This is a genomic window from Pseudomonas poae, assembly GCA_028869255.1.
GTDB classification, from domain to species: domain Bacteria; phylum Pseudomonadota; class Gammaproteobacteria; order Pseudomonadales; family Pseudomonadaceae; genus Aquipseudomonas; species Aquipseudomonas poae_C.
Map to the genome: position 1 here is coordinate 567880 of CP110972.1, position 22605 is coordinate 590484.

At 59.4% G+C, this 22605-nt stretch carries 20 protein-coding genes, 1 tRNA gene and 3 pseudogenes; 19 read left to right on the top strand and 5 right to left on the bottom strand.

What is annotated here, in order from left to right:
* Nucleotides 1-288: 288 nt before the first annotated feature.
* The 14 genes and pseudogenes from LRS56_02705 to LRS56_02770 all read left to right on the top strand — a co-directional run bounded on the left by LRS56_02705 (nt 289) and on the right by LRS56_02770 (nt 11888).
* On the top strand, nt 289-1038 hold the full coding sequence (locus LRS56_02705) for an electron transfer flavoprotein subunit beta/FixA family protein (protein ID WDU63490.1): 750 nt from the start codon (nt 289-291) through the stop codon (nt 1036-1038).
* 2 nt (nt 1039-1040) lie between these two features.
* Complete coding sequence (locus LRS56_02710) at nt 1041-1970, top strand: FAD-binding protein (protein ID WDU63491.1); 930 nt, start codon at nt 1041-1043, stop codon at nt 1968-1970.
* Between the two features lie 71 nt (nt 1971-2041).
* On the top strand, nt 2042-2857 hold the full coding sequence (locus LRS56_02715; GenBank protein ID WDU63492.1) for a transporter substrate-binding domain-containing protein: 816 nt from the start codon (nt 2042-2044) through the stop codon (nt 2855-2857).
* A gap of 9 nt (nt 2858-2866) precedes the next feature.
* The gene (locus tag LRS56_02720) at nt 2867-3229 is read left to right on the top strand and encodes a DUF4398 domain-containing protein (GenBank protein WDU63493.1); all 363 of its coding nucleotides are present in this window, start codon (nt 2867-2869) and stop codon (nt 3227-3229) included.
* On the top strand, nt 3226-4041 hold the full coding sequence (locus tag LRS56_02725; GenBank protein ID WDU63494.1) for an OmpA family protein: 816 nt from the start codon (nt 3226-3228) through the stop codon (nt 4039-4041). The genes LRS56_02720 and LRS56_02725 overlap by 4 nt, the downstream gene beginning before the upstream one ends.
* Nucleotides 4042-4300: 259 nt before the next feature.
* On the top strand, nt 4301-5740 hold the full coding sequence (locus LRS56_02730; protein WDU63495.1) for a PLP-dependent aminotransferase family protein: 1440 nt from the start codon (nt 4301-4303) through the stop codon (nt 5738-5740).
* Nucleotides 5741-5844: 104 nt separating this feature from the next.
* Nucleotides 5845-6324, top strand: coding sequence for a translation initiation factor 2 (locus LRS56_02735; GenBank protein WDU63496.1), 480 nt, complete (start codon nt 5845-5847; stop codon nt 6322-6324).
* Nucleotides 6325-6486: 162 nt separating this feature from the next.
* Nucleotides 6487-6741 (top strand): YkgJ family cysteine cluster protein, encoded by a 255-nt coding sequence (locus LRS56_02740; GenBank protein WDU63497.1) that lies wholly within the window; start codon nt 6487-6489, stop codon nt 6739-6741.
* Between the two features lie 53 nt (nt 6742-6794).
* Nucleotides 6795-7400, top strand: a pseudogene (locus LRS56_02745) (START domain-containing protein).
* Between the two features lie 103 nt (nt 7401-7503).
* A complete protein-coding gene (locus LRS56_02750) occupies nt 7504-7740 on the top strand; it encodes a hypothetical protein (protein ID WDU63498.1) in 237 nt (78 codons plus the stop codon).
* A gap of 228 nt (nt 7741-7968) precedes the next feature.
* Nucleotides 7969-8310 carry a ribonuclease E inhibitor RraB gene (locus tag LRS56_02755; GenBank protein ID WDU63499.1) on the top strand — a complete coding sequence of 114 codons (342 nt, stop codon included), beginning with the start codon at nt 7969-7971 and terminating at the stop codon, nt 8308-8310.
* A 414-nt stretch (nt 8311-8724) separates the two neighbouring features.
* Nucleotides 8725-10134, top strand: coding sequence for a circularly permuted type 2 ATP-grasp protein (locus LRS56_02760; GenBank protein WDU63500.1), 1410 nt, complete (start codon nt 8725-8727; stop codon nt 10132-10134).
* Nucleotides 10135-10137: 3 nt separating this feature from the next.
* A complete protein-coding gene (locus tag LRS56_02765) occupies nt 10138-11088 on the top strand; it encodes an alpha-E domain-containing protein (protein ID WDU63501.1) in 951 nt (316 codons plus the stop codon).
* Nucleotides 11085-11888 (top strand): transglutaminase family protein, encoded by an 804-nt coding sequence (locus LRS56_02770; GenBank protein WDU63502.1) that lies wholly within the window; start codon nt 11085-11087, stop codon nt 11886-11888. The genes LRS56_02765 and LRS56_02770 overlap by 4 nt, the downstream gene beginning before the upstream one ends.
* A 181-nt stretch (nt 11889-12069) precedes the next feature.
* Here LRS56_02770 and LRS56_02775 read toward each other — a convergent pair whose 3' ends face one another.
* The gene (locus LRS56_02775; protein WDU63503.1) at nt 12070-12876 is read right to left on the bottom strand and encodes a cytochrome c; all 807 of its coding nucleotides are present in this window, start codon (nt 12874-12876) and stop codon (nt 12070-12072) included.
* Nucleotides 12877-13524: 648 nt separating this feature from the next.
* Here LRS56_02775 and LRS56_02780 point away from each other — a divergent pair.
* From LRS56_02780 to LRS56_02790, 3 genes are all read left to right on the top strand, one after another.
* On the top strand, nt 13525-14730 hold the full coding sequence (locus tag LRS56_02780; protein ID WDU63504.1) for an acetyl-CoA C-acetyltransferase: 1206 nt from the start codon (nt 13525-13527) through the stop codon (nt 14728-14730).
* Between the two features lie 16 nt (nt 14731-14746).
* Nucleotides 14747-16894, top strand: coding sequence for a 3-hydroxyacyl-CoA dehydrogenase NAD-binding domain-containing protein (locus tag LRS56_02785; GenBank protein ID WDU63505.1), 2148 nt, complete (start codon nt 14747-14749; stop codon nt 16892-16894).
* A 97-nt stretch (nt 16895-16991) separates the two neighbouring features.
* A complete protein-coding gene (locus LRS56_02790) occupies nt 16992-17717 on the top strand; it encodes an amidotransferase (GenBank protein WDU63506.1) in 726 nt (241 codons plus the stop codon).
* Here the strand turns inward: LRS56_02790 and LRS56_02795 are convergent.
* The 3 genes and pseudogenes from LRS56_02795 to LRS56_02805 form a co-directional block, all read right to left on the bottom strand.
* Nucleotides 17714-18685, bottom strand: coding sequence for a magnesium and cobalt transport protein CorA (locus tag LRS56_02795; protein ID WDU63507.1), 972 nt, complete (start codon nt 18683-18685; stop codon nt 17714-17716). The two genes, LRS56_02790 and LRS56_02795, sit on opposite strands and share 4 nt — an antisense overlap.
* 149 nt (nt 18686-18834) lie before the next feature.
* Nucleotides 18835-19556, bottom strand: a pseudogene (locus LRS56_02800) (1-acylglycerol-3-phosphate O-acyltransferase).
* A 211-nt stretch (nt 19557-19767) separates the two neighbouring features.
* On the bottom strand, nt 19768-20460 hold the full coding sequence (locus LRS56_02805; GenBank protein WDU63508.1) for a crotonase/enoyl-CoA hydratase family protein: 693 nt from the start codon (nt 20458-20460) through the stop codon (nt 19768-19770).
* Between the two features lie 321 nt (nt 20461-20781).
* On the opposite strand from LRS56_02805, the gene LRS56_02810 reads away from it, so the two are divergent.
* Nucleotides 20782-20871, top strand: a tRNA-Ser gene (locus LRS56_02810).
* A 99-nt stretch (nt 20872-20970) separates the two neighbouring features.
* Here LRS56_02810 and LRS56_02815 read toward each other — a convergent pair.
* Nucleotides 20971-21224: pseudogene (locus tag LRS56_02815) on the bottom strand (short-chain dehydrogenase).
* Between the two features lie 410 nt (nt 21225-21634).
* Between LRS56_02815 and LRS56_02820 the strand changes: the two are divergent.
* Nucleotides 21635-22594, top strand: a complete 960-nt coding sequence (locus tag LRS56_02820) for a hypothetical protein (protein WDU63509.1) — start codon at nt 21635-21637, stop codon at nt 22592-22594.
* Nucleotides 22595-22605 lie beyond the last annotated feature (11 nt).

Genomic DNA, 22605 nt, shown 5'->3' on the forward strand with positions numbered 1-22605 from the left:
ATAGGCGTTCCGGTCAAGATACGGTCGGTTTTGCGCTTACCGTAGGCAGACTGAAGGTTTCAAGAGCACGTCCAAAAGCTAGACGGGTGACGCGGGCCACTACAACGGCGCGCAGTTTACACGCCGCGATAAAGAATGACCTCTCAGTCACCACTGACGAACGGTCATCATTTCCCGTGAGCAAGGTCATTCGCCGCCGTTTTTGGAGGTGCCCTTGTGTGCCGATGAGCATCAACCGCCAGGTTCGCCTAGGCGACTTTCTTTTCACCGGAGAGTAACGAGGAATCCATGAAGGTTCTTGTAGCTGTCAAACGCGTTGTCGATTACAACGTGAAAGTTCGCGTCAAGGCGGACAATTCCGGCGTCGATCTTGCTAACGTCAAGATGTCGATGAACCCTTTCTGTGAAATTGCTGTGGAAGAAGCCGTACGCCTGAAAGAAAAAGGCGTGGCGACTGAAATCGTTGTGGTTTCCATCGGCCCTACCACTGCTCAAGAGCAGCTGCGTACCGCCTTGGCACTGGGTGCCGACCGCGCGATCCTGGTTGAGTCGGCTGAAGAGCTGACCTCCCTGGCCGTGGCCAAGTTGCTCAAAGCCGTTGTCGACAAGGAACAGCCTCAACTGGTGATCCTCGGCAAACAGGCGATCGACAGCGACAACAACCAGACTGGCCAGATGCTGGCTGCACTGACCGGTTACGGCCAGGGCACCTTCGCTTCCAAAGTCGAAGTGAACGGCGACAGCGTCGCTGTGACCCGTGAAATCGACGGCGGCGCGCAAACCGTTTCGCTGAAACTGCCGGCCATCGTTACCACCGACCTGCGTTTGAACGAGCCGCGCTACGCGTCCCTGCCAAACATCATGAAAGCCAAGAAGAAGCCGCTTGAGTCGTTGACTCCAGAAGCCCTGGGCGTTTCCACCGCCTCCACCAACAAGACCGTCAAAGTCGAAGCGCCGGCTGCACGCAGCGCGGGCATCAAGGTCAAGTCGGTGGCTGAACTGGTTGAGAAACTGAAAAACGAAGCGAAGGTGATCTGATCATGGCTATCCTCGTAATCGCCGAACACGACAACAAGGTACTGGCCCCGGCCACCCTGAATACCGTGGCCGCTGCCGCTAAAATCGGTGGCGACATTCACGTGCTGGTCGCCGGTCAAGGCGCTGGCGCCGTGGCTGAGGCCGCCGCCAAAGTCGCTGGCGTGAGCAAAGTACTGCTGGCCGACAACGCCGCGTACGCTCACCAGTTGCCGGAAAACGTTGCCCCTCTGGTAGCAGAGCTGGGCGCCGGCTACAGCCATATTTTGGCTGCCGCCACTTCCAACGGCAAAAACATCCTGCCACGCGTTGCCGCGCAGCTGGACGTTGACCAGATCTCCGAGATCGTTTCGGTAGAAAGCGCCGACACTTTCAAGCGCCCGATCTACGCCGGTAACGCCATTGCCACCGTGCAATCGACTGCCGCGATCAAAGTGATCACCGTGCGTGCCACCGGTTTCGACCCGGTTGCCGCCGAAGGTGGTTCGGCTGCCGTTGAAGCCGTCGCTGCTGCCCACGACGCTGGCACCTCCAGCTTTGTTGGCGAAGAGCTGGCCAAGTCGGATCGCCCTGAGCTGACCGCTGCCAAAATCGTCGTTTCCGGCGGTCGCGGCATGCAGAACGGTGACAACTTCAAGCACCTGTACGCCCTGGCCGACAAGCTCGGCGCTGCGGTCGGCGCTTCCCGCGCGGCCGTCGACGCAGGTTTCGTACCCAACGACATGCAGGTCGGCCAGACCGGCAAGATCGTCGCGCCACAGCTGTACATCGCCGTCGGTATCTCCGGCGCGATCCAGCACTTGGCCGGTATGAAAGACTCCAAAGTGATCGTTGCGATCAACAAGGACGAAGAAGCACCGATCTTCCAGGTGGCGGATTACGGCCTGGTCGCGGACTTGTTCGAAGCTGTGCCCGAGTTGGAGAAGCTGGTCTAATCCAGTCGCTTCACTTATAAAGAGCCCGGTCTTGTGACCGGGCTTTTTTTGACTTGCTGGAGAGCTTTGCCATGGAATTGCGTCCCTGGACCCTACTGCTGGGCCTTACGTTGCTGCCGAGCCTGGCCTTCGCCGCCGGCAAATGTGAGCGCCTGGTGATCACCGGCAGCCCGGACGCACCACCGTTACTCTGGCGTGACCCTCAAGACCCCACGCACCTGATCGGCGCCACCGCGGATGTGTTGCAGCAAGTGGCCAAGGAACTGGGGCTTAAAGTCGACCTGCTCTACGGCGGCAAACGCTCCCTGGCCCTGGACGAAGTGCGCAGCGGGCGCATGGACATTCTCGCCGACGCGCCGCTGAACCTGGGCGAACTGGAAACCCTCGACTACATCCACCCGGCGCTGGTGCAGACCGACTACCTGGTGTGGACGCGCAAGGACTCCGCGCTGGCCTACACTACGGCGGCCGACCTGCACGGCCACAAGGGCGCGGTCTCGGAGCGTGCTCGCCTGAGCCGTGAGTTCGAAACCTTTGCCGGCCAGCAACTCACCCTGCAGCGTTTGCCCAGCCTGACGCCGGCGTTCCAGAAACTGCTGCTGGGCGAAGTGGATTACGTGCTGGCCGGGCGCTATTCCGGCATGGCCATGGCCCAGACGCTGGGCATGAGCAACGACTTGGTCGCCCGCGACGTACCCATCGATCAGCCCGGCCTGTACCTGGCGATTTCCCACAACTCGGCCTGCAATGATCCGTGGTTGCGCGGACAGCTCGCCAAAAAGATGACAGAATTGCCCGGGTCTGGTGTGACGGAAGCCGCGCTGCAGCGCAATCTCGAACGTTGGAAAGCGCAATTGCAACAACCCGTCGGCACCCCAACAAAGTAGGGATTTTCAGTGACTCTTCGACCTCTTTTCGCGGCCCTCGCCGTTGTCGCTCTGGCGGGATGTGCAGCCGATCCTGCGCCGAATGAACAAATTCGCCTCACCCAGCAAGCCTTGGACCAAGCCAACGCCGTGGGTGCCAACACCGATGAATCGCCTGAACTGAAACTGGCCGAGGATAAATTCGCCCAGGCCAGGGCCGACATGGCCGACCAATCCTACAAAGACGCACGCATGCAGGCCGAACAGGCCGAGCTGGATGCGCGCCTGGCTGAAGCCCAAGTGCTGACCCGCAAGAGCCAGGAACAACTGAACGTGCTCAACACGCGCATCACCCGTCTGCGCAAGCAATTGCAACTGGGAGAAGCCCAATGAGCCCGATGTTTCGTGGTTTGAGCTGTGCAGTGCTGCTGGGCAGTGCGGTGCTGGGCGGTTGTGCCAGCCATCCGAACAGCGAGCAGGCCCTGCAACAGGCCGGCAGCGACTTCCAGAAGGTCAAGGAAGACGCCAATGTGTTGCGTATCGCGCCCAAGGACGTGATCCGCGCCGGTGAGTCCCTGGCCCGCGCCGATCGCTTGTCCAGTTACTGGGGCAGCGGGGCGGACGTGGTGCACTACGCCTATCTGAGCCAGCGCTACAGCGCCATCGCCCGTGAACACACCGAACAGGCGCTCAATCAGGAGCGTGGCGCCAAGCTCGAGCTGGAGCGCCAGCGCCTGCAACTAGCCCTGCGTGAAAGCAAGCTGATCAGCGTGCAGCAGCAGGGCAAATGGCTCGAAGAACAGATCGCCAGCCTGGCCACTACCCAGACCGATCGCGGCCTGGTGATGACCCTGGGCGATGTGCTGTTCGACACCGGTGACGCGGAGCTGAAAAACTCGGCCAATCGCACCGTGCTGAAGATCGTGCAGTTCCTGCAACTGAACCCCAAGCGTGTGGTGCGCATCGAGGGCTATGCCGACAATACCGGCGGCGAGCAGGAAAACCTCAAGCTGTCCCGTGACCGTGCGCAATCGGTGGCGGATGTGCTGGTGGACCTGGGCGTCGACGAAAAACGCATTCAGGTCGAAGGGTATGGTGACCAGTACCCGGTGGAAGCCAACGCCTCCGAGCGGGGCAGGGCGCAGAACCGTCGCGTGGAGATCGTGTTCTCCGACGCGAAGGGCCAACTCGGCGCCGCCCGCTAGCAGCCTGGCACAGATCAAAATGTGGGAGGGGCGGTGCGACGATTCGACTTGCCCCCGATGAGGGAGTGTCAGTTACCAAAGAGGTTGACTGACCTAACGCCATCGGGGGCAAGTCGAATCGTCGCACCGTCCCTCCCACAGTTTTTACTGTCACTCCCGCCTGCGCTCGACTATTGTGGCAACTGTCCCCGTACACTTCTAAACTGTGCCGGTATGTTTCACACAAAAATAAAATACCCGTGAAATCGAGTGCTGCGTCATGACCAATCTGTTGCTTTACCAACGTATTGCCCAGCAACTGGCTGAGGACATCCGGCGCGGTGTCTATCAACCGGGTGAGCGCGTGCCTTCGGTGCGCAAGATGAGCTCGCAGCTCAACGTCAGCCACGCCACGGTGTTGCAGGCCTACGCCAACCTGGAAGACCAGGGGCTGATCCGGGCGCGGCCGCAGTCCGGCTACTACGTGCACCAGACGCCGGCGCTGACCGCGCCGACGCCGGACATCGCCCGGGTCGAGCGCCCGGGGTTGGTCACCCGCAGCAGCATCATTCAGCAGGTATTGGGCGAGTCGCGCCGTGAAGGTGTATTTCCGTTGGGCGCCGCCGTGCCGAGTGTCGACTACTTGCCGGTGCGTGCCTTGCACCAGCAACTGGCCAAGGTCACGCGTTTTCAGAGCCCGCGCGCGTTCAGTTACATGTTCAGCCCCGGTTTCGAGCCACTGCGCCGCCAGGTTGCGATTCGCATGCGCGATGCGGGCGTGGTGGTAGACCCCTCCGAAGTGGTCATCACCCACGGGTGCGTGGATGCGCTGCAAATGTCGTTGCGGGTGCTGACGCGCCCCGGCGATTTGATTGCGGCAGAGTCACCGACCTATTACGGCTTGCTGCAGTTGGCCGATCTGCTAGGCCTCAAGGTAATCGAGATTCCCAGCGATCCGTCCACTGGCATGAGCCTGGAAGCCCTGCAACTGGCGGCCAACCAATGGTCGATCAAGGCCCTGGTGCTGACCACGCGCCTGAGCAACCCCCTGGGTGGCACTATGCCCGAGGAGCGGCAGAAACAATTGCTGCGCCTGGCCTCGGATTTCGACATCCAGATTGTCGAGGACGATATCTACGGCGAGCTGATGTTCGAACTGGGGCGTACCAAGGCGCTTAAAGCCTATGACCGCCTGGACCGGGTCATCTACTGCTCGAGCTTTTCCAAGACCTTGTCCCCCGGGGTACGCATCGGCTGGATGATCGCCGGCAAGTACCAGCAGGAAATCCAGCGACTGCAGATGTTCAGCACCCATTCGGCATGCAGCGTGACGCAAATGGGTGTTGCGGCGTACCTGGAGAACGGCGGCTACGACCGGCACCTGCGCTACATCCGCCAGGAATACCGTAAGAACCTCAGCGCGTTCCAGTTGGCGGTGCAGCAATACTTTCCGGAAGGCACACAGATGACCCGTCCGACCGGTGGCTTTATCCTGTGGGTCAGTTTGCCTGGGCGGGTCAATACCCAGGAACTGCACGTGCGTGCCCTGCAACAGGGCATCAGTATTGCGCCGGGGTTGATCTTCAGTAATACCGAGCAGTTCAACCACTGCATCCGCCTCAACTGCGGCACGCCGTGGAACCGCGAGGCAGAGCGGGCGCTGATGACTCTGGGGATGCTGGCCAGCCAGTTATGCCAAGAGACGGCGGCCGGTTTTTGAGGCTCGGAAGGGGGACAGTTCCGATAGCTGGCTAATCACCGCGCTTGTCATGCCGTGCACAACAAGCGAGCATATGGCCCTCTGCCGTTAATGCTGTTGGCGATATGACCTCAATTGTTCGTGCTGTTTTGGTGATTGGCCTGCTAAGCCTGTGTAACGTCAGCCCGGTGCTGGCGGCAACGCCTGTGACTGACGCCAAGCCCGCTGCCAGTACCCAGCAGAAGACTCCCGCGAAAAAAACGGCGACGGCCCAAAAAGCTGCGGTGGCCAAGAAAAAAGCCGCCACGGCGAAAAAACGTAAATCCTCCAAGTCGGCTCAAGAGGTGGCACAAACCCAATTGCCACCGGCACAGTTGGATCTGTCCCTGCCTTCGGATATGGTCCGGCACCTGCAGCCGCTGGGCACTGCGCCCAAACCCAAGAGCGTGCCGCTGTTGCCGCCGATGTTCGGTGAGAAACCCACCGACAACAGCGCTTTCCAGATCAATGGCCGCTTGCTCAGCAATGAGATGAAGCTGCAACTGCGCAACGAAGAGCGGCGCGAGGTGGAAGGCGCCGCGTTGGAATTCGAGTTCAAGCAGTAAACGTTTCCGGTAAACGTGACGCCGCCCCTCGACCATCTGTCGCAGACTGGTCGGTCACTTTTGTTTTGTGCGAAAAACCCCTGTTAGCCCATTTTAAAACGGCTGTTTAAGGGCGTACTCTAGCCCGGCCATCCACATTGAGTCGTCGAGGACCTGCTGGTCATGAAATGCCGTGAAGGCTGTGGCGCTTGCTGCATCGCCCCCTCCATCAGTTCGCCGCTACCTGGAATGCCCAACGGCAAACCGGCGGGCGAACGCTGTCTGCACCTGTCGGTCGAACAGCTATGCCAGCTGTTCGGGCAACCGGAACGCCCGGCGGTGTGCAGTGATTTCAAGGCGGATATCGAGGTGTGCGGCACCGACCAGTCCGATGCGATCCGCTTGATCGGCTGGTGGGAGCAGATGACGGCGGCTTGATGGGCTTTACTACCGGAACTTTTTTCAGAACGTCGACAATAAGGAATATAACAATGGGTTCGCTGAAACGAATGGCTGTGTTGTGCGGTTTTACGGTGTTGTTTGCTGCCACTGCCCAGGCTGAGGATTGGCAAGTCGCCAAGGACGAAGACGGTATCAAAGTGTCCCTGAGTGAAATCGCCGGCTCCAAATACAAGGCGTATCGCGGTGTGACAGTGATCAAGGCGCCTGTTGCAAAAATCGTCGCCCTGCAGGAAGACGTCGCCGGTGCCTGCTCCTGGATTCATGAATGCAAATCCCAGAAGCTGGTCGACAAGAAAGGCGACGAGAGCTGGACCTACACTCAATTCAAAGCGCCATTCCCGGTAACAGACCGTGATTCCTACCTGCATATCACCACCACCAAGGCCGCCGACGGTACGTTGACTCGTAAACTGGAAGGGGTGCCTACCTACAAGCCTGAAGAAAAAGGCTACGTGCGGGTTGCCCAAGTCGACGGCTTCTGGAAACTGGTGCCAAAAGGTGACAACCAGACCGAAGTCACCTACTAGGTGCACACCGAGCCAGGCGGCAGCGTGCCTTCGTGGCTGGCCAACAAGTTTGTGGTGGACGCGCCGTTCAACACCTTGAAAGCCTTGAAAGAACACGCTGAAAAATAAGCGCAGTTGATCAGGTGCCTCCGGCCTTGGGTGGAACGTTTGGCGAGCCCTCAAGGTCCAGATAGATGTGAGCCCACACATGGGTTTTATCGAGGAGGCACCGATGCAAAAGTGGCAGATTACCTTCGTTGATGATCACGGCGTGCAGTCCGTGGAGCAGTTCACCTGCGACCAGAAGCCCAGCCTCGAAGATGCGGCACACATGATTCGCAACAAACTGGTGCCCGTCGCCGCCGAGCTGGACCTCAATGACTTGGAGGGGCGCAAACCCGAGCCTACGGTCAAGATCCTCAAAGACCAGAACAGTATCCAGATCCTCGACATCTCTCCCGCCGCCTGAACAATCCCTGTATGCCATTCAAGCACCTCTGGTGGAGGTGCTAGCTTCGCGCTACTCTGCAAGTGAGATCAGCGAATGAATCGCTAAGGTCTGGTCTTGTCAGCTACATGCTTGTTTTCCAGCGGTGTCATTGCCCCAGGTGATGTTACAGCCGTAGTTCCCGCGCCAGTACGGCGCGGGCTTCGGGAAGCACGGAAAGTCTATCCATCAATTTGAGGAGCACTTTTCATGAGCACAGCCTATCAAGAAGACATCAGCACCAACGTTCTGCGCCGCATGAAAGAAGGCGGCTTCGATTTTTCACGTTTCCACCCCATCGAGTTCTACGCCATTTTCCCGGATGAGGAACGGGCGCGCAGGGCTGCGGGTGAGTTTCGTGGGGAGTCCCTGAATGCCCAGGTCAGTGCGCGCGACGATGGCGCCTGGTACCTGGAGCTAAGCAAAATCATGTTCGCAACCTACGACGGCATAGGAGACTTCGAGCAAGACTTTGAGGCGGTGGTCGAGCCTTTGGGCGGAATTATCGAGGGATGGGGCGTCAAGCAGGAGGTGCGTGGGTTACCCATGTAGCTGCATTTTATGAGCAACACAGCGTATCGGCTGACCTTTGGGTCGGCCGATTTTGTTTGTGCAGTAGGAAAACTCCACGGAACTTGCGTGAGGTTTTTAAGCACCAAAAAAAAGCCACCCAAAGAGGGTGGCCTAAAGGGAAGAGCGGTGAGCTGAAACGGTAGGACGCATCCTGTTCAGCAGATGGTTGCGATTATCCGCACGCGCAGGCGGGCAGTGAAATCAACTCTGACTATGCTGTTGATAGCCAAAGCCCGCATTGCGATGAGGCGTACGGCGGTACACCGGGCATTCTGCGCACCAGGACGGTGCGGTCAGATCCTTTTGTTAATTCAACTCACTGATTTTTAAGTGTTTATGCCGCTGGCACGGGCCTTGCGATGGTTCTTGCGTCCGGGTGACAAGGAGTTCGGCATGATCCGCACTTATTACGACGAAATGTACGACGGGGCAGGGCAGGTTCGCCCCCATTACCGCGAGTTCGCCCGCTGGTTGGCTGAAACCCCGGCAGAATTGCTGGCCCAGCGCCGGCGTGAAGCCGATTTGCTGTTTCACCGCGCCGGGATCACCTTTACCCTCTACGGCGACGAGCAAGGCACCGAGCGCCTGATTCCCTTCGACACCATCCCGCGCAGTATTCCCGCCAGCGAATGGCGGACCGTCGAGCGTGGCTGCATCCAGCGGGTCAAGGCGTTGAACATGTTTCTCGCCGACCTGTACCACGAACAGCGCATCATCAAGGCCGGGATCATCCCCGCCGAACAGGTGCTGGCCAACGAGCAGTACCAGTTGGCGATGCAGGGGCTCAACCTGCACCGCGATCTGTATTCCCACATCTCCGGGGTCGATCTGGTACGCGATGGCGACGGCACCTGGTATGTGCTGGAAGACAACTTGCGTACCCCGAGCGGCGTCAGCTACATGCTCGAAGACCGCAAGATGATGATGCGCCTGTTCCCCGAACTGTTCGCCGCCCAGCGCATTGCGCCCATCGACCATTATCCCAACCTGCTGCTCGACACCCTGAAAAGCTCCAGCCCCCTTGATAACCCCAGCGTGGTAGTGCTGACCCCGGGCCGCTTCAACAGCGCCTTCTTTGAGCACGCCTTTCTGGCGCGGGAAATGGGTGTGGAACTGGTGGAAGGCGCCGACCTGTTCGTGCGCGATGACCGCGTGTTCATGCGCACCACCGATGGCCCCAAAGCGGTGGACGTGATCTACCGTCGCCTCGACGATGCGTTCCTCGACCCGCTGGCCTTCAATCCCGATTCCATGCTCGGCGTGCCTGGCCTGCTGGCCGCCTATCGTTCGGGCAATGTGGTGCTGGCTAACGCGATCGGCACTGGGGTGGCGGATGACAAATCGGTGTACCCCTTCGTCACCGAGATGATCCGTTTTTACCTGGATGAAGAGCCGATCCTGCAGAACGTTCCTACGTTCCAATGCCGTAAGCCCGACGAGTTATCCCACGTGCTGGCCAACCTGCCGGACCTGGTGGTCAAGGAAACCCAAGGCTCCGGTGGCTACGGCATGCTGGTCGGCCCGGCCTCCACGACGGCGGAAATCGAAGCCTTCCGTGCACGTATCAAGGCCAAGCCCCACGCCTATATCGCGCAACCCACCCTGTGTTTATCCACCTGCCCGACCTTTGTCGAAAACGGCATCGCGCCGCGTCATATCGACCTGCGCCCGTTTGTGTTGTCCGGCAAGGAAACCCGCGTGGTGCCCGGCGGCCTGACCCGCGTGGCGCTGCGCGAAGGTTCGCTGGTGGTCAATTCATCCCAGGGCGGTGGTACCAAAGACACCTGGGTGGTCGAGGATTGAAATATGTTGAGTAGAACTGCCTCGGATTTGTACTGGATGTCGCGCTACCTGGAGCGTGCGGAAAACCTCGCACGCATGCTTGATGTCAGCTATTCGCTGTCGCTGATGCCCCAGGATGGGCGCGGCGATGGCCTGCATGAACTGGCCATGCCGCTGTTGATCACCGGTACCCTGGATGACTACCGCGAGCGCCACGGCGAACTGCACGCCGAACACCTGCTGCATTTCTTCGCCCTGGATGCGGCCAACCCGGCCAGTATCTACAGCTGCCTCGGCGCCGCACGGGCCAGTGCGCATGCCGTGCGTGGGCGAATTACCGCCGACATGTGGGAAAACATCAACGCCACCTGGCTGGATATTCGCGACATCTCCCAACAGGGCTTGAGCCGTTACGGCATGAGCCGGTTCTGTGAGTGGGTCAAGGAGCGTTCCCACCTGTTCCGGGGCGCCACTTACGGCACCATCATGCGTAACGACGCGTTCCGTTTTATTCGCCTGGGTACCTTTATCGAGCGCGCCGACAACACCCTGCGCCTGTTGGATGCGCGCTATGAAATGGCCGGCGAGCGCGCCGAAGCCGTCACCGATGGCACGGCCCACGCCTACTATCAGTGGAGCGCCTTGCTGCGGGCGTTGTCCTCGTTCGAGGCCTACACTGAGATTTACCGCGACGCGCCCGGCGCCCGGCAAGTCGCCGAGCTGCTGCTGTTGCGCGCCGATGTCCCACGTTCCCTGCGGGCCTGCAGCGAAGAGATCGACCAGATCCTCGCCAGCCTGCCTGGCCTCAACGGTCGCCCGGCGCAGCGCCTGGCCGCCGAGATGGACGCGCGCCTGCGCTTTACCGCCATCGATGAAATCCTCGAGGAAGGCCTGCACGCCTGGCTGACCGACTTTATCCCCTTGGTCCGCCAGTTGGGCGACGCCATCTACAGTTCCTACCTGGAGGCGGCATGAGACTCTCCATCAGCCACGAAACCACCTACCACTACGAAGACCAGGTGCGCGCCAGCATCCAGTACCTGCGCCTCACGCCCCACGACAGCGAGCGCCAGCATGTGCTCAGTTGGCAACTGGACCTGCCGCGCCCGGTGCGTGCGCAGGTGGACCCGTTCGGCAACATCCTGCATGTGTTGACCCTGGACGAACCCCACGACGCCATCATCATCGGTGCGCGAGGCCAAGTGGATATCGACGAATTGCGCGAGGCCGAGCACGAGAGCCAGTCGGCCTTCCCGTTTCTGCGCTGCACGCGCCTGACCGAACCCGATGAAGCCCTGCGCAGCTTTGCGCAACAGCATTGCCATCAACGGCGTGATCGCACGGCGTTGATCGACCTGATGCAGGCTCTCCACCAGTCGATGGTTTATACGCCTGGCGCCACCGAAGTCGACACCTGCGCCGCCCAGGCTTTCGCAGGGCGCGCCGGCGTGTGCCAGGACCACACCCATGCGTTCCTGGCCTGTGCACGCAGCCTGGGGATCCCGGCGCGGTATGTGTCGGGGTATTTGTACACCGAAGACAGCACGCACCTGGCAAGCCATGCCTGGGCCGAAGCCTGGCTGGATGACGCCTGGTACAGCTTTGACGTGACCAACCAATTGGCCCGGCCGGAGCGGCATTTGAAACTGGCCGTGGGCCTGGATTACCTCGACGCCTGCCCGGTACGTGGCATGCGCCGTGGCGGCGGGCATGAACAGATGCACGCCAAGGTGTTTGTGGCGCCTACCCCGGTAATTTCAGTGCAACAGCAATAGTGTGACCTTGTGAAGATCCAGCCTTTTGTGGCGAGCGGGCTTGCCCGCGTTGGGCTGCGAAGCGGCCCCAAAACCGGCCGCTGAGGAAATACCTGACACACCGCATGCTGCTTCATTGGGGCTGCTGCGCCGCCCAACGCGGGCAAGCCCGCTCGCCACAGGGGGTGGCTGTGTTCGATATTCAAGGGTGTTGTTTACGCCCCGCCATATGCTTCAAATACCCCACCAACAAATCCAGCTCGCTGTCCGGCAACACAATGGTGGCGAACGCGGGCATCTTTGCCTGCGGCCAGTGGCGCAGGCTTTGCGGGTCACGGATATAGCGTTTGAGGAAATCGCCGCTGAAATATTCGGTGGGGTTGTAGGGAATATTCAGGTCCGGCCCCACCTGTGCATCGCCGGCACCATTGAGGCGATGGCACGCCAGGCAGTTTTTCTGGAACAACGCGAAGCCCTGATTGACCGGGTCATTCGCCGCCAGCTTGGGGTCGGGCAACAAGGCAGGGAAACGCTCCGAAACCGTCTTCAATTGCTTGATCCCAGAGATCTGAAACGGCCACTGCTCCGGGCTGATATGCCCGGCCTGCGGGTTGGTCCACACCAGGTAGAACGGGCCGGCACTCGGTTTGCCGTCGGCCAATGCGGGCCACGGGTGGGCCGGATCTTCCACGGCCAGCCAGGCGCGGGCGCCGTTTTTTTCCAGTAAAGGCGCGGCGGTCAGTTCGGCGGCGAACCCATCCAGGGCCACGGCTTGCACATGGTTTTGCGGCTTGAGGCCCGGTAGGAGCACCGCCAACGGCACTGCGCGATAGGTCATGTGGCGCTTGTAGGACACGTCATCAGTGATCTGCACCGTTTGCGCATCCGGATGCTTGAGCAGGTCGGCGGTCTGCCAGGTCTTGCTGGCGTGATCGAGTTCGATGCTCAGTTGTGCAGCCGCAGCAGGCAGGCTGATGAGCAGGGCGAGCAGGGCAAGGATAAATTTCACGAGGGTGGCCCGATGCAAAGTGACGATGGGGCTCACGATACCGGAAAATCCCACGCAAAACGGCAGCCCCTGCAACAGGACCGCTATACGCAATGTCCCGGCAGGTGCTGCCAAAAACTGCAGTTCTGGTGCTGTGAGTGCACGGAATGTGTGGGGTAGGGGGTCACCCAATAACCTTGGTTAAATTGGGCAAGATCAGAATCAGTGTGGTGGCGAAGAGAATAAGTCCCGCCTGACGTACTTTCGAATGTTTGAACATGGCTGACTGCCTTTTGTTGTTATTCCTGAGCGTCAAATGCGTGCCGGTAAAACCACTATGCAGTGTTGACGTGTCGCTTTTCTTACAGTTGCTCCAGCAAAACCCGGCAGCAACTTCTTACTGATTGAACCTTAGAGCCCTCGTTCTGCGCGGCTTAGATCCATTTCATATCAGCTAATCAGAATTTCAGCTTAAAACGGCATGAGGCCTATCGCCATCTTGGCGCCAAAGCCTTGGCTAGACAGCTAAAACGATTAATCAGGCAATACGCTAAGGGCCCTACCGTTCGTCCGAGCGTGGAGGTCAAAAGCAATGAGCGCATCCGTCATTGAAACCGTGTCAATCGAGCCTAAGGTAAGGGCACACATGCACAGCGGTTCGAGGACGTCATGACCCAAGCTTTGATCTTTGATGCCATACGCACGCCACGGGGCAAAGGTAAGGCCGACGGCGCCTTGCACAGCGTCAAGCCGGTAAACCTGGTGGCCGGTTTGCTGACAGCGCTGGCGCAACGCAGCGACCTCGACACCCACCAGGTCGATGACATCGTGCTCGGCTGCGTGACCCCGATGGGCGACCAGGGCGCCGACATCGCCAAGACCGCTGCGCTGGTGGCGGACTGGGCCGTGAGCGTCGCCGGGGTGCAGGTCAACCGCTTTTGCGCCTCGGGCCTGGAGGCGGTCAACCTCGGGGCGATGAAAGTGCGCTCCGGTTTTGAAGACCTGGTGGTGGTCGGCGGCGTCGAGTCCATGTCCCGCGTGCCCATGGGCAGCGATGGCGGTGCCTGGGTGCTCGACCCGCAAACCAATCTGCACAGCCACTTCACGCCCCAGGGCATCGGCGCGGACCTGATCGCCACCCTGGAAGGCTTCACGCGCGAGGACGTCGACACCTTTGCCCTACAGTCCCAGCAGAAAGCGGCCAGGGCCCGTGCAGATGGTTCCTTCAACAAATCGCTGATCGCAGTGCAGGACCAGAACGCTATCGTGCTGCTGGACCATGATGAATTTATTCGCGGCGATTCCACCCTTGAAGGCCTGGGCAAGCTCAAGCCCAGCTTCGAAATGATGGGGCAGATGGGCTTCGACGCCACCGCATTGCGGGTCTACAGCCATGTGGAACGCATCCACCACGTGCACACACCCGGCAACAGCTCCGGCATCGTCGACGGCGCCGCGCTGATGTTGATCGGTTCCGAAGCCAAGGGCCGCGAGCTGGGCCTGCAACCGCGGGCGCGCATCGTCGCCACGGCAGTCACCAGTACCGACCCGACCATCATGCTCACCGGCCCCGCGCCGGCGACCCGCAAGGCCCTGGCCAAGGCCGGTTTGCGCATAGAAGACATCGACCTGTTCGAAGTCAACGAAGCCTTTGCCTCGGTGGTGCTCAAGTTCATCAAGGACATGCGCATCGACGCCTCGCGGGTCAACGTCAACGGTGGCTCCATCGCCATGGGCCACCCGTTGGGCGCCACCGGTTGCGCGATTCTCGGCACCCTGCTCGACGAGTTGGAGGTGCGCCAGCAGCGCTACGGCCTGGCCACCCTGTGTGTCGGCGGTGGCATGGGCATCGCGACCATTATCGAACGCCTCTGAGCCCAAGGAATTTGTCATGACCCAAGCCATTCGTTACGAAAAAGGCCAGGACCAGATCGTGGTGCTGACCCTCGACATGCCCGGCCAGAGCGCCAACACCATGAACGGCGTGTACCGCGAGGCCATGGCGGCCACCGTTACGCGTCTGGAAGCGGAAAAGGAAGAAATTGCCGGGGTGATTATCACCTCGGCCAAGAAGACGTTTTTTGCCGGCGGCGACCTCAATGAGCTGATCAAAGTCGACCAGGCCCACGCCAGGGAATTCTACGACAGCGTGCGGGTGCTGAAGGCGCAACTGCGCCGCCTGGAAACCCTCGGCAGGCCGGTGGTCGCAGCGATCAATGGCGCGGCCCTGGGCGGCGGCTGGGAGATCTGCCTGGCGTGCCATTACCGCGTCGCACTGGATGACACATCGGTGCAGCTCGGCTTGCCCGAGGTCACCCTGGGCCTGCTGCCGGGCGGCGGCGGGGTGGTGCGCATGGTGCGCATGCTCGGTCTGGAAAAGGCCCTGCCGTATTTGCTGGAAGGTAAAAAGGTCCGGCCGCAACAGGCGCTGCAAGCGGGCTTGATCAATGAGCTGGCGGCGAATCGCGATGAGCTGTTGGTCAAGTCCCGCGCCTGGATTCTGGCTAACCCGCAGGCCCGGCAGCCGTGGGACACCAAGGGGTATCAGATCCCTGGCGGCACGCCGTCGAACCCCCAAGTGGCACAGATGCTGGCGATTGCGCCGTCGATTTTGCGCAGCAAGACCCAAGGCTGCTTCCCGGCCCCGGAAAAAATCCTCTGCGCCGCCGTGGAAGGCGCCCAGGTGGATTTCGACACCGCGCACCTGATCGAAACCCGCTATTTCACCGAGCTTGTTACCGGGCAAGTGGCGAAAAACATGATCGGCACCTTCTGGTTTCAGCTCAACGAAATCAACGCCGGCAGCTCGCGGCCACGGGGCTTTGCGCCTTACGTGACGCGCAAGGTCGGCGTGCTTGGCGCCGGGATGATGGGCGCGGGCATTGCCTACGTCAGTGCCTGCGCGGGCGTCGAGGTGGTGCTCAAGGACGTCAACCTGGCGGCGGCCGAGAAGGGCAAGGCGCACTCAGCGGCGCTGCTGGACAAGAAGGTCAGCCGTGGGCAATTGACCGCCGAGCAGCGGGAAACCACCCTGGCGCGCATCCATCCTACGCAGGATGACGCCGACCTTGCCGGCTGCGACCTGATCATCGAGGCCGTGTTCGAAGACCGCGAGCTCAAGGCCAAGGTCTCGGCCGCTGCGCAACATAGGGTTGGCGCCGACGCGGTGATCGCCTCCAACACCTCCACCTTGCCCATCAGCGGCCTGGCCACGGCGGTGCCCGACCCTGGCAAGTTTATCGGCCTGCATTTCTTCAGCCCGGTGGACAAGATGCCCCTGGTGGAAATCATCAAGGGCGCCCGCACCTCGGACGAAACCCTGGCGCGAGGTTTCGATTTCGTACTGCAAATCAAGAAAACCCCGATAGTGGTCAACGACAGCCGTGGCTTCTTCACCTCGCGGGTGTTCGGCACGTTTACCAACGAAGGGATCGCCATGTTGGGCGAAGGCGTGGCCGCGCCGATGATCGAAACCGAAGCGCGCAAGGCGGGGATGCCGGTCGGGCCGTTGGCGGTTTCCGATGAAGTGTCGCTCAGCTTGATGAGCCATATCCGACAGCAAGCGGCGAAGGATCTTCAGGCGGAAGGTAAAGCCGTGCCGACGCATCCGGCGACGGTGGTGATTGACCTGTTGGTGAATGAGTACAGACGCACGGGCAAGGCGGCGGGAGGTGGTTTTTACGCGTACCCCGCAGGTGCGCAGAAACACCTGTGGCCCGAGCTGAAAACGCGCTTCGAACAGCCAGGCAAACAGATTTCGCCACAGGATGTACGCGACCGGTTGCTGTTTATTCAGGCTATCGAAACCGTGCGCTGCGTGGAGGAGGGTGTGTTGACGTCCACGGCGGACGCCAACGTGGGGTCGATCTTCGGAATTGGCTTTGCCGCATGGAGTGGCGGCGCACTGCAGTTTATCAATCAGTACGGGCTGAATGGCTTTATCGCCCGGGCGCGTTATCTGGCCGAGCAGTACGGCGAGCGCTTCTCACCGCCCGCACTGTTGTTGGAAAAAGCTGCACAAGGTGAAGCCTTTCGGTGATCAGTAGGTGGGAAGCAACCGGGGCTTGCCTTGAGGGGGTATTTCAAGGCAGGCTCTGGGGTGTGCATTATTCCCATCACCGTGTCAGGTATTTTTTATGTCGCTACGCGTCTGTATCCTGGAAACCGATATCCTGCGTCCAGGCTTGATCGACCAATACCAAGGGTACGGGCAGATGTTCAAGCGCCTGTTCTCCAAGCAGCCGATACCCGCCGAGTTTGTCGTGTACAACGTGGTGCAGGGTGAATACCCGTCGGACGACGAAGTGTTTGACGCGTACCTGATCACCGGCAGCAAGGCCGATTCCTTCGGTACCGACCCGTGGATCCAGACCCTCAAGACCTACCTGCTCGAGCGTTATGAACGCGGCGATAAATTGCTGGGTATCTGCTTTGGCCATCAACTGTTGGCGCTGCTGCTGGGCGGCAAGACCGAGCGTGCCGGCCAGGGGTGGGGCATGGGCATCCACGACTACAAACTCGACGCCAAGGCGCCGTGGATGAGCCCCGAAGTGCAAGAACTGACGCTATTGATCAGCCACCAGGACCAGGTGACCACCCTGCCGGAAAATGCCACGGTCATAGCCTCCAGCGATTTTTGCCCGTTCGCCGCGTACCACATCGGCGACCAGGTGCTGTGCTTCCAGGGCCACCCGGAATTTATCCACGATTATTCCCGCGAACTGCTGGAGATTCTTCAGACGACCTTGGGCGAAAAGGTCTACACCAACGGTGTATCGAGCCTGAAGCGCGACCACCACGGCGTCACCGTGGCGGAATGGATGATGCGCTTTGTGGCCCACAAGCCCGAGGCCCGCGTTTAAAGCCAGCCCGACCGCTTGAAGCTGGCCCATAGGCCGGTGCACCCCGCCGCAATAAACCCGAGCACCGCAAAATAGCCGTAGTGCCATTGCAGCTCGGGCATATTCTGGAAGTTCATCCCATAAATCCCCGCCACCGCCGTGGGGAATGCCAGGATCGCCGCCCACGCGGCGAACTTGCGCTGCACCACGCTCTGGCGCGAGGCCTCCAGCAACACACCGATCTCGATGGTCTGGCTGGCGATATCGCGCAGGGTGGTGAGGTCTTCCATCTGCCGCGTCACGTGGATCTGCACATCACGGAAGTACGGGCGCATGTTCTTGTCGATAAACGGAAAGCTCAGCTTCTGCAGCTCCTGGCTGATCTCCACCATGGGCGCCACATATCGCTTGAGCCGCAGCACATCGCGGCGCAGGCCGTGAAGGTTCTGGATATCGCGCTCGCTCAGTGAGCTGCACAGCACGTTGCGCTCCAGCTCATCAATCTCGGCATGGATCGCTTCGCTCACCGGCTGATAGTTTTCGGTGACGAAATCCAGCAGTGCATACAGTACGAAATCTTCCCCATGCTCCAGCAACAGCGGCCGCGCCTCACAGCGTTGACGCACAAAGCCGTAGGACGCCGAGTGACCGTTACGGGCGGTGATGATGTAACCGTTGCCGGCAAAAATATGGGTTTCGATGAACTCCAGCTTGCCGTTCTCGCGCACCGGTGAATAGGTGACGATAAACAGCGCATCCCCGAAGGTTTCCAGCTTGGGGCGGCTGTGTTTTTCCAGGGCGTCTTCGATGGCCAATTCATGCAGGTTGAACTGGCGTTGCAGGTTGGCCAGCTCCTGGGCGTTGGGCTCTTCCAGGCCGATCCACACAAAGTGATCGGGTTTGGCGGCCCAGGCTGCGCCTTCGTCGAGGGTGATATCAGTGACTTTCTTTCCGGCGCTGTAAACGGCGGCCGCAACAACTCTACCCATGATGCTGATCGCTTCTTATTAGGAGGACAGGTGTTGGGCAGCTTAGCTTGAATGGCGTTCCGTAGTAGCTTTGGCAGATGTTCTAGAGGCGAGCTTTTTGTGGCGAGCGAGCTTGCTCGCGTTGGCGTGCGAAGCGCGCCCAAAAGTACCTAAGCAGATTGCAACTCCCGATCCATCCCCGCAATGCACGCATCCATCTGTGCCTGACAAGCCTGCATCAACGCCGGAATGTCATCCGGAGTCAGCCCAGCCGTAGGAATCGGCGGCAACGAGCGTATGAGTACATCACCGCTGTTCCAGCGATTGAGCTGCATGTGGGTCACGTAATTGCTGGCACACACCTGCACAATCGGTACACCGGCCGCAATCGCCATATGGAACGCGCCTTTCTTGAAAGGCAGCAGGCCCTTGCCCATATTGCGCGTGCCCTCCGGAAACACCCAGATCGACGTGTCCTCATGCTGCAAAGTGTGCGTGGTGGTCAGCATCGCACGGCGCGCCTTGTGCGCATTGCCCCGGTCGATCAGCACATTGCCCGCCAGCCAAAACAACTGGCCGAACAGCGGCACCCATTTCAGGCTTTTTTGGCGATACACACCGTGCGGTGGGGCACCACATTGCCGAACACAAACAGGTCGTAGTTGGACTGGTGATTGGCGATGATCACGCACGTTCCCGGCTTGTTGCGCAGCGAGTCCACGTCCGTCTTCACGTTTAAACGCAATAGCCACATCGCCGGCAGTGCATACAGGCGAGCACACAAGCGGCTGTTGTCCGGGTTGAACGGCCGGCACACACCAATCAGCACGCCCAGTACACCGGCGAGCATAAAGTGCAGGCCCATCAACAACATACGCAACAGAAAAAGCATCGACACGGCCCATCGGGACAAAGGTGGCGCAGTGTACGGTTGTGCACTGTATTCGGCAATTACCCCGGTAGAGGTAGGAGATAGGCGATGTTTAAGTACATGTTTCAACATCTGCGGGCAGCGGCAGGCTAGAGCGTTTACGGAGGATTCGTATTTATAGGCAAGAAAAAGCCCGACTAAAGGTCGGGCTTTGGTGTTTCAGTAGCAGGGGTTAGCTCAGGATATGGCCCTGGTCCTGGATGATTGCGTCGTCCAAAGCTTCCAGCAGTGCCTTACGCACCTTCAGCTTGGTGTGCTTGTGGGCATTCATATTGAGCTTCTTCAACTGGCGTGCCGCTTCCAGAGCCGCCGCCTGCAGCTCCTCCGGCGCCACCACCTTATCGAGGAACCCGGCACCCAGGGCGCCCTGCGGGTCGAACATCTCGGCATTGATCACCGAGCGATGAAACGCCGACTTACGCAGACGATCCCGTGCCAACTCGATGCCGGCGTGGTGCATGGTCATGCCGATTGCCACTTCATTCAGACCAATGCTGAACGGGCCTTCCACACCAATCCGATAATCCGCCGACAACAGCAGGAATGCGCCCTTGGCCACCGCATGCCCAGGGCACGCCACAATCACCGGGAACGGGTGCGACAACAGGCGCCGGGCCAAGGTCGAGCCCGCTGTCACCAGGCCGATCGCCTCTTTAGGGCCGGCCGTCATCACTTTCAAATCATAACCACCCGACAGAATCCCCGGCGTCCCGGTGACGATCACCACCGCCCGATCCTTCTCGGCCTGGTCCAGCGCTGTATTAAACGCACTCACCACATCCGGAGAAATGGCATTCACCTTGCCGTTGCTCAAGGTCAGGGTCGCGATACCGTCTTCGAGGTGGTAAGCAATCAACTCACTCATGACGCGGTTCCTTGTAGGACTTGTTATAGAAGTGCATGCACAAACGTTACCCACCACGCCCGCCCCGGTAAAGCGCCGTGACTGACTACCCAGTCAGACTTTTCCCGCATGCCAGCCGCTGAATAGCCCATGGCCGGGCGCAACAGCCGTTCCAGACCTACGCCGCCAATGCCCAAGAATGGCAGAATCACCGCCCCCTGCCAGGCGGGTAACGGCATAACCGTCTAAGCGCATGAAAATTCTGAAAAAAACCTTTGCCATCAGAAAGGCTTTCGACTACATTAGCGCGCCTCGACAGACTGAACTGGTTTGCCGAGATACGGTGAAGTGTCCGAGTGGCTTAAGGAGCACGCCTGGAAAGTGTGTATACAAGAAATTGTATCGAGAGTTCGAATCTCTCCTTCACCGCCAAATTTGATGTAAACAAAACCCCTGGTTTCGAGAGAAACCAGGGGTTTTGTGATTTCTAGGGTTTGAAAGCGTGCGTTTCTTAGACCAATCGCATGGGATGTCCATACGCCGACTTATGACATCCAGTAAATCACACCCATCGCGCAAAGGAATCGAGCACAACAACGCAAAATCGCTGAGTACGACGGCATCACTACTTATCTCCCCCGTAGCGCAAGGTTTTCCATAACTTGAGTAACCGCCCGCAGCCGATAACTCGCAGCATCAAGCAGTATCTCTAGCGGTACGGTGGTGTCGATGAAAAGGGCGGGTGTGGCGCTGTCGTTGCTGGTGAGGGCCATGTATTTATTCATTAGTGACTCCATTAAGACAAATAAAAAATTACGAAGCCATTTCACGCTAAGTCTTCAGAAAAGCCGTTGCCTGAAAATGACGTCGTCTACGTCCGTCCTTAATGTCATCGAGTCGCCAAACCCGGTCGCTCACAGAGCGAACGAGCGACTATAGGTTTAGCTTTTGAAAAGTGGGAGTCCGTTGCTTCCGCATGGACTCTAGGACGTTGCCCGAATTAACTAATATCGCCCAGCTCCACGCTACCCCTCGTACGATGGGCCACTTGATCAGCTAGACCCACGCAATCGTAGGCATGCACCTGGATTGAAGTAGTCCATTTCTGAAACGTTAAAACCACCCCTATACCCGTCTTACCTCCGCTGTCGCGCCTTCTTATAGTCGTGCGCCTCAGTCACTTGGAGGTGCACGCATGCAGGGACCCTACGCATTTATCAATGAGCGACCGCAACCTTATCCACTGCTCAAACTCAGCCTTTCTCTTAATCCCCATACGCACACCAAATTCGACACCCTCAACCAGCACATCCGCAACACCTTGGTATTGCCTGGGCAATTGGTGATCATCGGGGACAGCCGAACCGCGTCTTGCACTGCTGAAGAGGCATGGCTGATGCGTTCGGCGCTGAATATAAAACTCGCCCTGTTGGCGTATTCCGCAACTGATCAATTCCTGATCAAAAACTATGATCAGTTACAAACCATCTTGTCTTACACCTCCCTCGGCCTCGGAAGCGCCAGCAGTGGCTGGAGCAAACACCTGTCGCAAGTCGAGAGGACGCTTATGGACATCGACGATTTGCATAAGCAGTACTTGAGGAGGGACGCCGTGGGGGTGAGGGAGGAGTTTCTGGCTAAGCGTAGGGCGCTGTTTGCAAGGTTGGATAGCCAAATTTCGGGTATGGCGCGCTTTGGTACGGGGTTGAAAAATGAAGGTTCGATTAAAAAAATGCTCGGAATTTCCAGTAGGAGTTACTGGCACCATGGAGAAATTCGTGGGTATGAGGAGCGGGTCAGGCGTGTAGCCAAGGCTTCGCAGATTTTGAAGAAGGGGACTTACATTGGGATAGCGCTGGATGTAGGGGCGACGGCGCTGGAGATAGCGCAGGCGTGTACGACAGGACGTGAGCAAGAGTGTACGCAGGCGAAATATGTTGAAGGGGGTAAGTTGGTGCTAGGCGTTGGGGGGGGCATCGTTGGGCGGAAGTGTTGGTACCTTTGTGGGGATAGGCGCCTGCATGATTGTTTTTGGCATACCTACAGCAGGCGCCGGAGCATTGGCATGTGCCATTGTTGGCGGAGCCGCAGGTGGACTCGCCTTAGGCAAAGCCGGAAGCGCTTTCGGAGAAGCCACAGGAAAAGTTCTCTATGAGACTGTGAGGG

What these genes read in the sequence shown, in the direction of transcription:
- LRS56_02795 (WDU63507.1), bottom strand. Translation starts at nt 18,685, where the DNA reads ATGGGTAGAGTTGTTGCGGCCGCCGTTTACAGCGCCGGAAAGAAAGTC.
- LRS56_02760 (WDU63500.1), top strand. Translation starts at nt 8,725, where the DNA reads ATGATCCGCACTTATTACGACGAAATGTACGACGGGGCAGGGCAGGTT.
- LRS56_02770 (WDU63502.1), top strand. Translation starts at nt 11,085, where the DNA reads ATGAGACTCTCCATCAGCCACGAAACCACCTACCACTACGAAGACCAG.
- LRS56_02755 (WDU63499.1), top strand. Translation starts at nt 7,969, where the DNA reads ATGAGCACAGCCTATCAAGAAGACATCAGCACCAACGTTCTGCGCCGC.
- LRS56_02790 (WDU63506.1), top strand. Translation starts at nt 16,992, where the DNA reads ATGTCGCTACGCGTCTGTATCCTGGAAACCGATATCCTGCGTCCAGGC.
- LRS56_02705 (WDU63490.1), top strand. Translation starts at nt 289, where the DNA reads ATGAAGGTTCTTGTAGCTGTCAAACGCGTTGTCGATTACAACGTGAAA.
- LRS56_02725 (WDU63494.1), top strand. Translation starts at nt 3,226, where the DNA reads ATGAGCCCGATGTTTCGTGGTTTGAGCTGTGCAGTGCTGCTGGGCAGT.
- LRS56_02820 (WDU63509.1), top strand. Translation starts at nt 21,635, where the DNA reads ATGCAGGGACCCTACGCATTTATCAATGAGCGACCGCAACCTTATCCA.
- LRS56_02805 (WDU63508.1), bottom strand. Translation starts at nt 20,460, where the DNA reads ATGAGTGAGTTGATTGCTTACCACCTCGAAGACGGTATCGCGACCCTG.
- LRS56_02710 (WDU63491.1), top strand. Translation starts at nt 1,041, where the DNA reads ATGGCTATCCTCGTAATCGCCGAACACGACAACAAGGTACTGGCCCCG.
- LRS56_02750 (WDU63498.1), top strand. Translation starts at nt 7,504, where the DNA reads ATGCAAAAGTGGCAGATTACCTTCGTTGATGATCACGGCGTGCAGTCC.
- LRS56_02730 (WDU63495.1), top strand. Translation starts at nt 4,301, where the DNA reads ATGACCAATCTGTTGCTTTACCAACGTATTGCCCAGCAACTGGCTGAG.
- LRS56_02765 (WDU63501.1), top strand. Translation starts at nt 10,138, where the DNA reads ATGTTGAGTAGAACTGCCTCGGATTTGTACTGGATGTCGCGCTACCTG.
- LRS56_02780 (WDU63504.1), top strand. Translation starts at nt 13,525, where the DNA reads ATGACCCAAGCTTTGATCTTTGATGCCATACGCACGCCACGGGGCAAA.
- LRS56_02715 (WDU63492.1), top strand. Translation starts at nt 2,042, where the DNA reads ATGGAATTGCGTCCCTGGACCCTACTGCTGGGCCTTACGTTGCTGCCG.
- LRS56_02785 (WDU63505.1), top strand. Translation starts at nt 14,747, where the DNA reads ATGACCCAAGCCATTCGTTACGAAAAAGGCCAGGACCAGATCGTGGTG.
- LRS56_02735 (WDU63496.1), top strand. Translation starts at nt 5,845, where the DNA reads ATGACCTCAATTGTTCGTGCTGTTTTGGTGATTGGCCTGCTAAGCCTG.
- LRS56_02740 (WDU63497.1), top strand. Translation starts at nt 6,487, where the DNA reads ATGAAATGCCGTGAAGGCTGTGGCGCTTGCTGCATCGCCCCCTCCATC.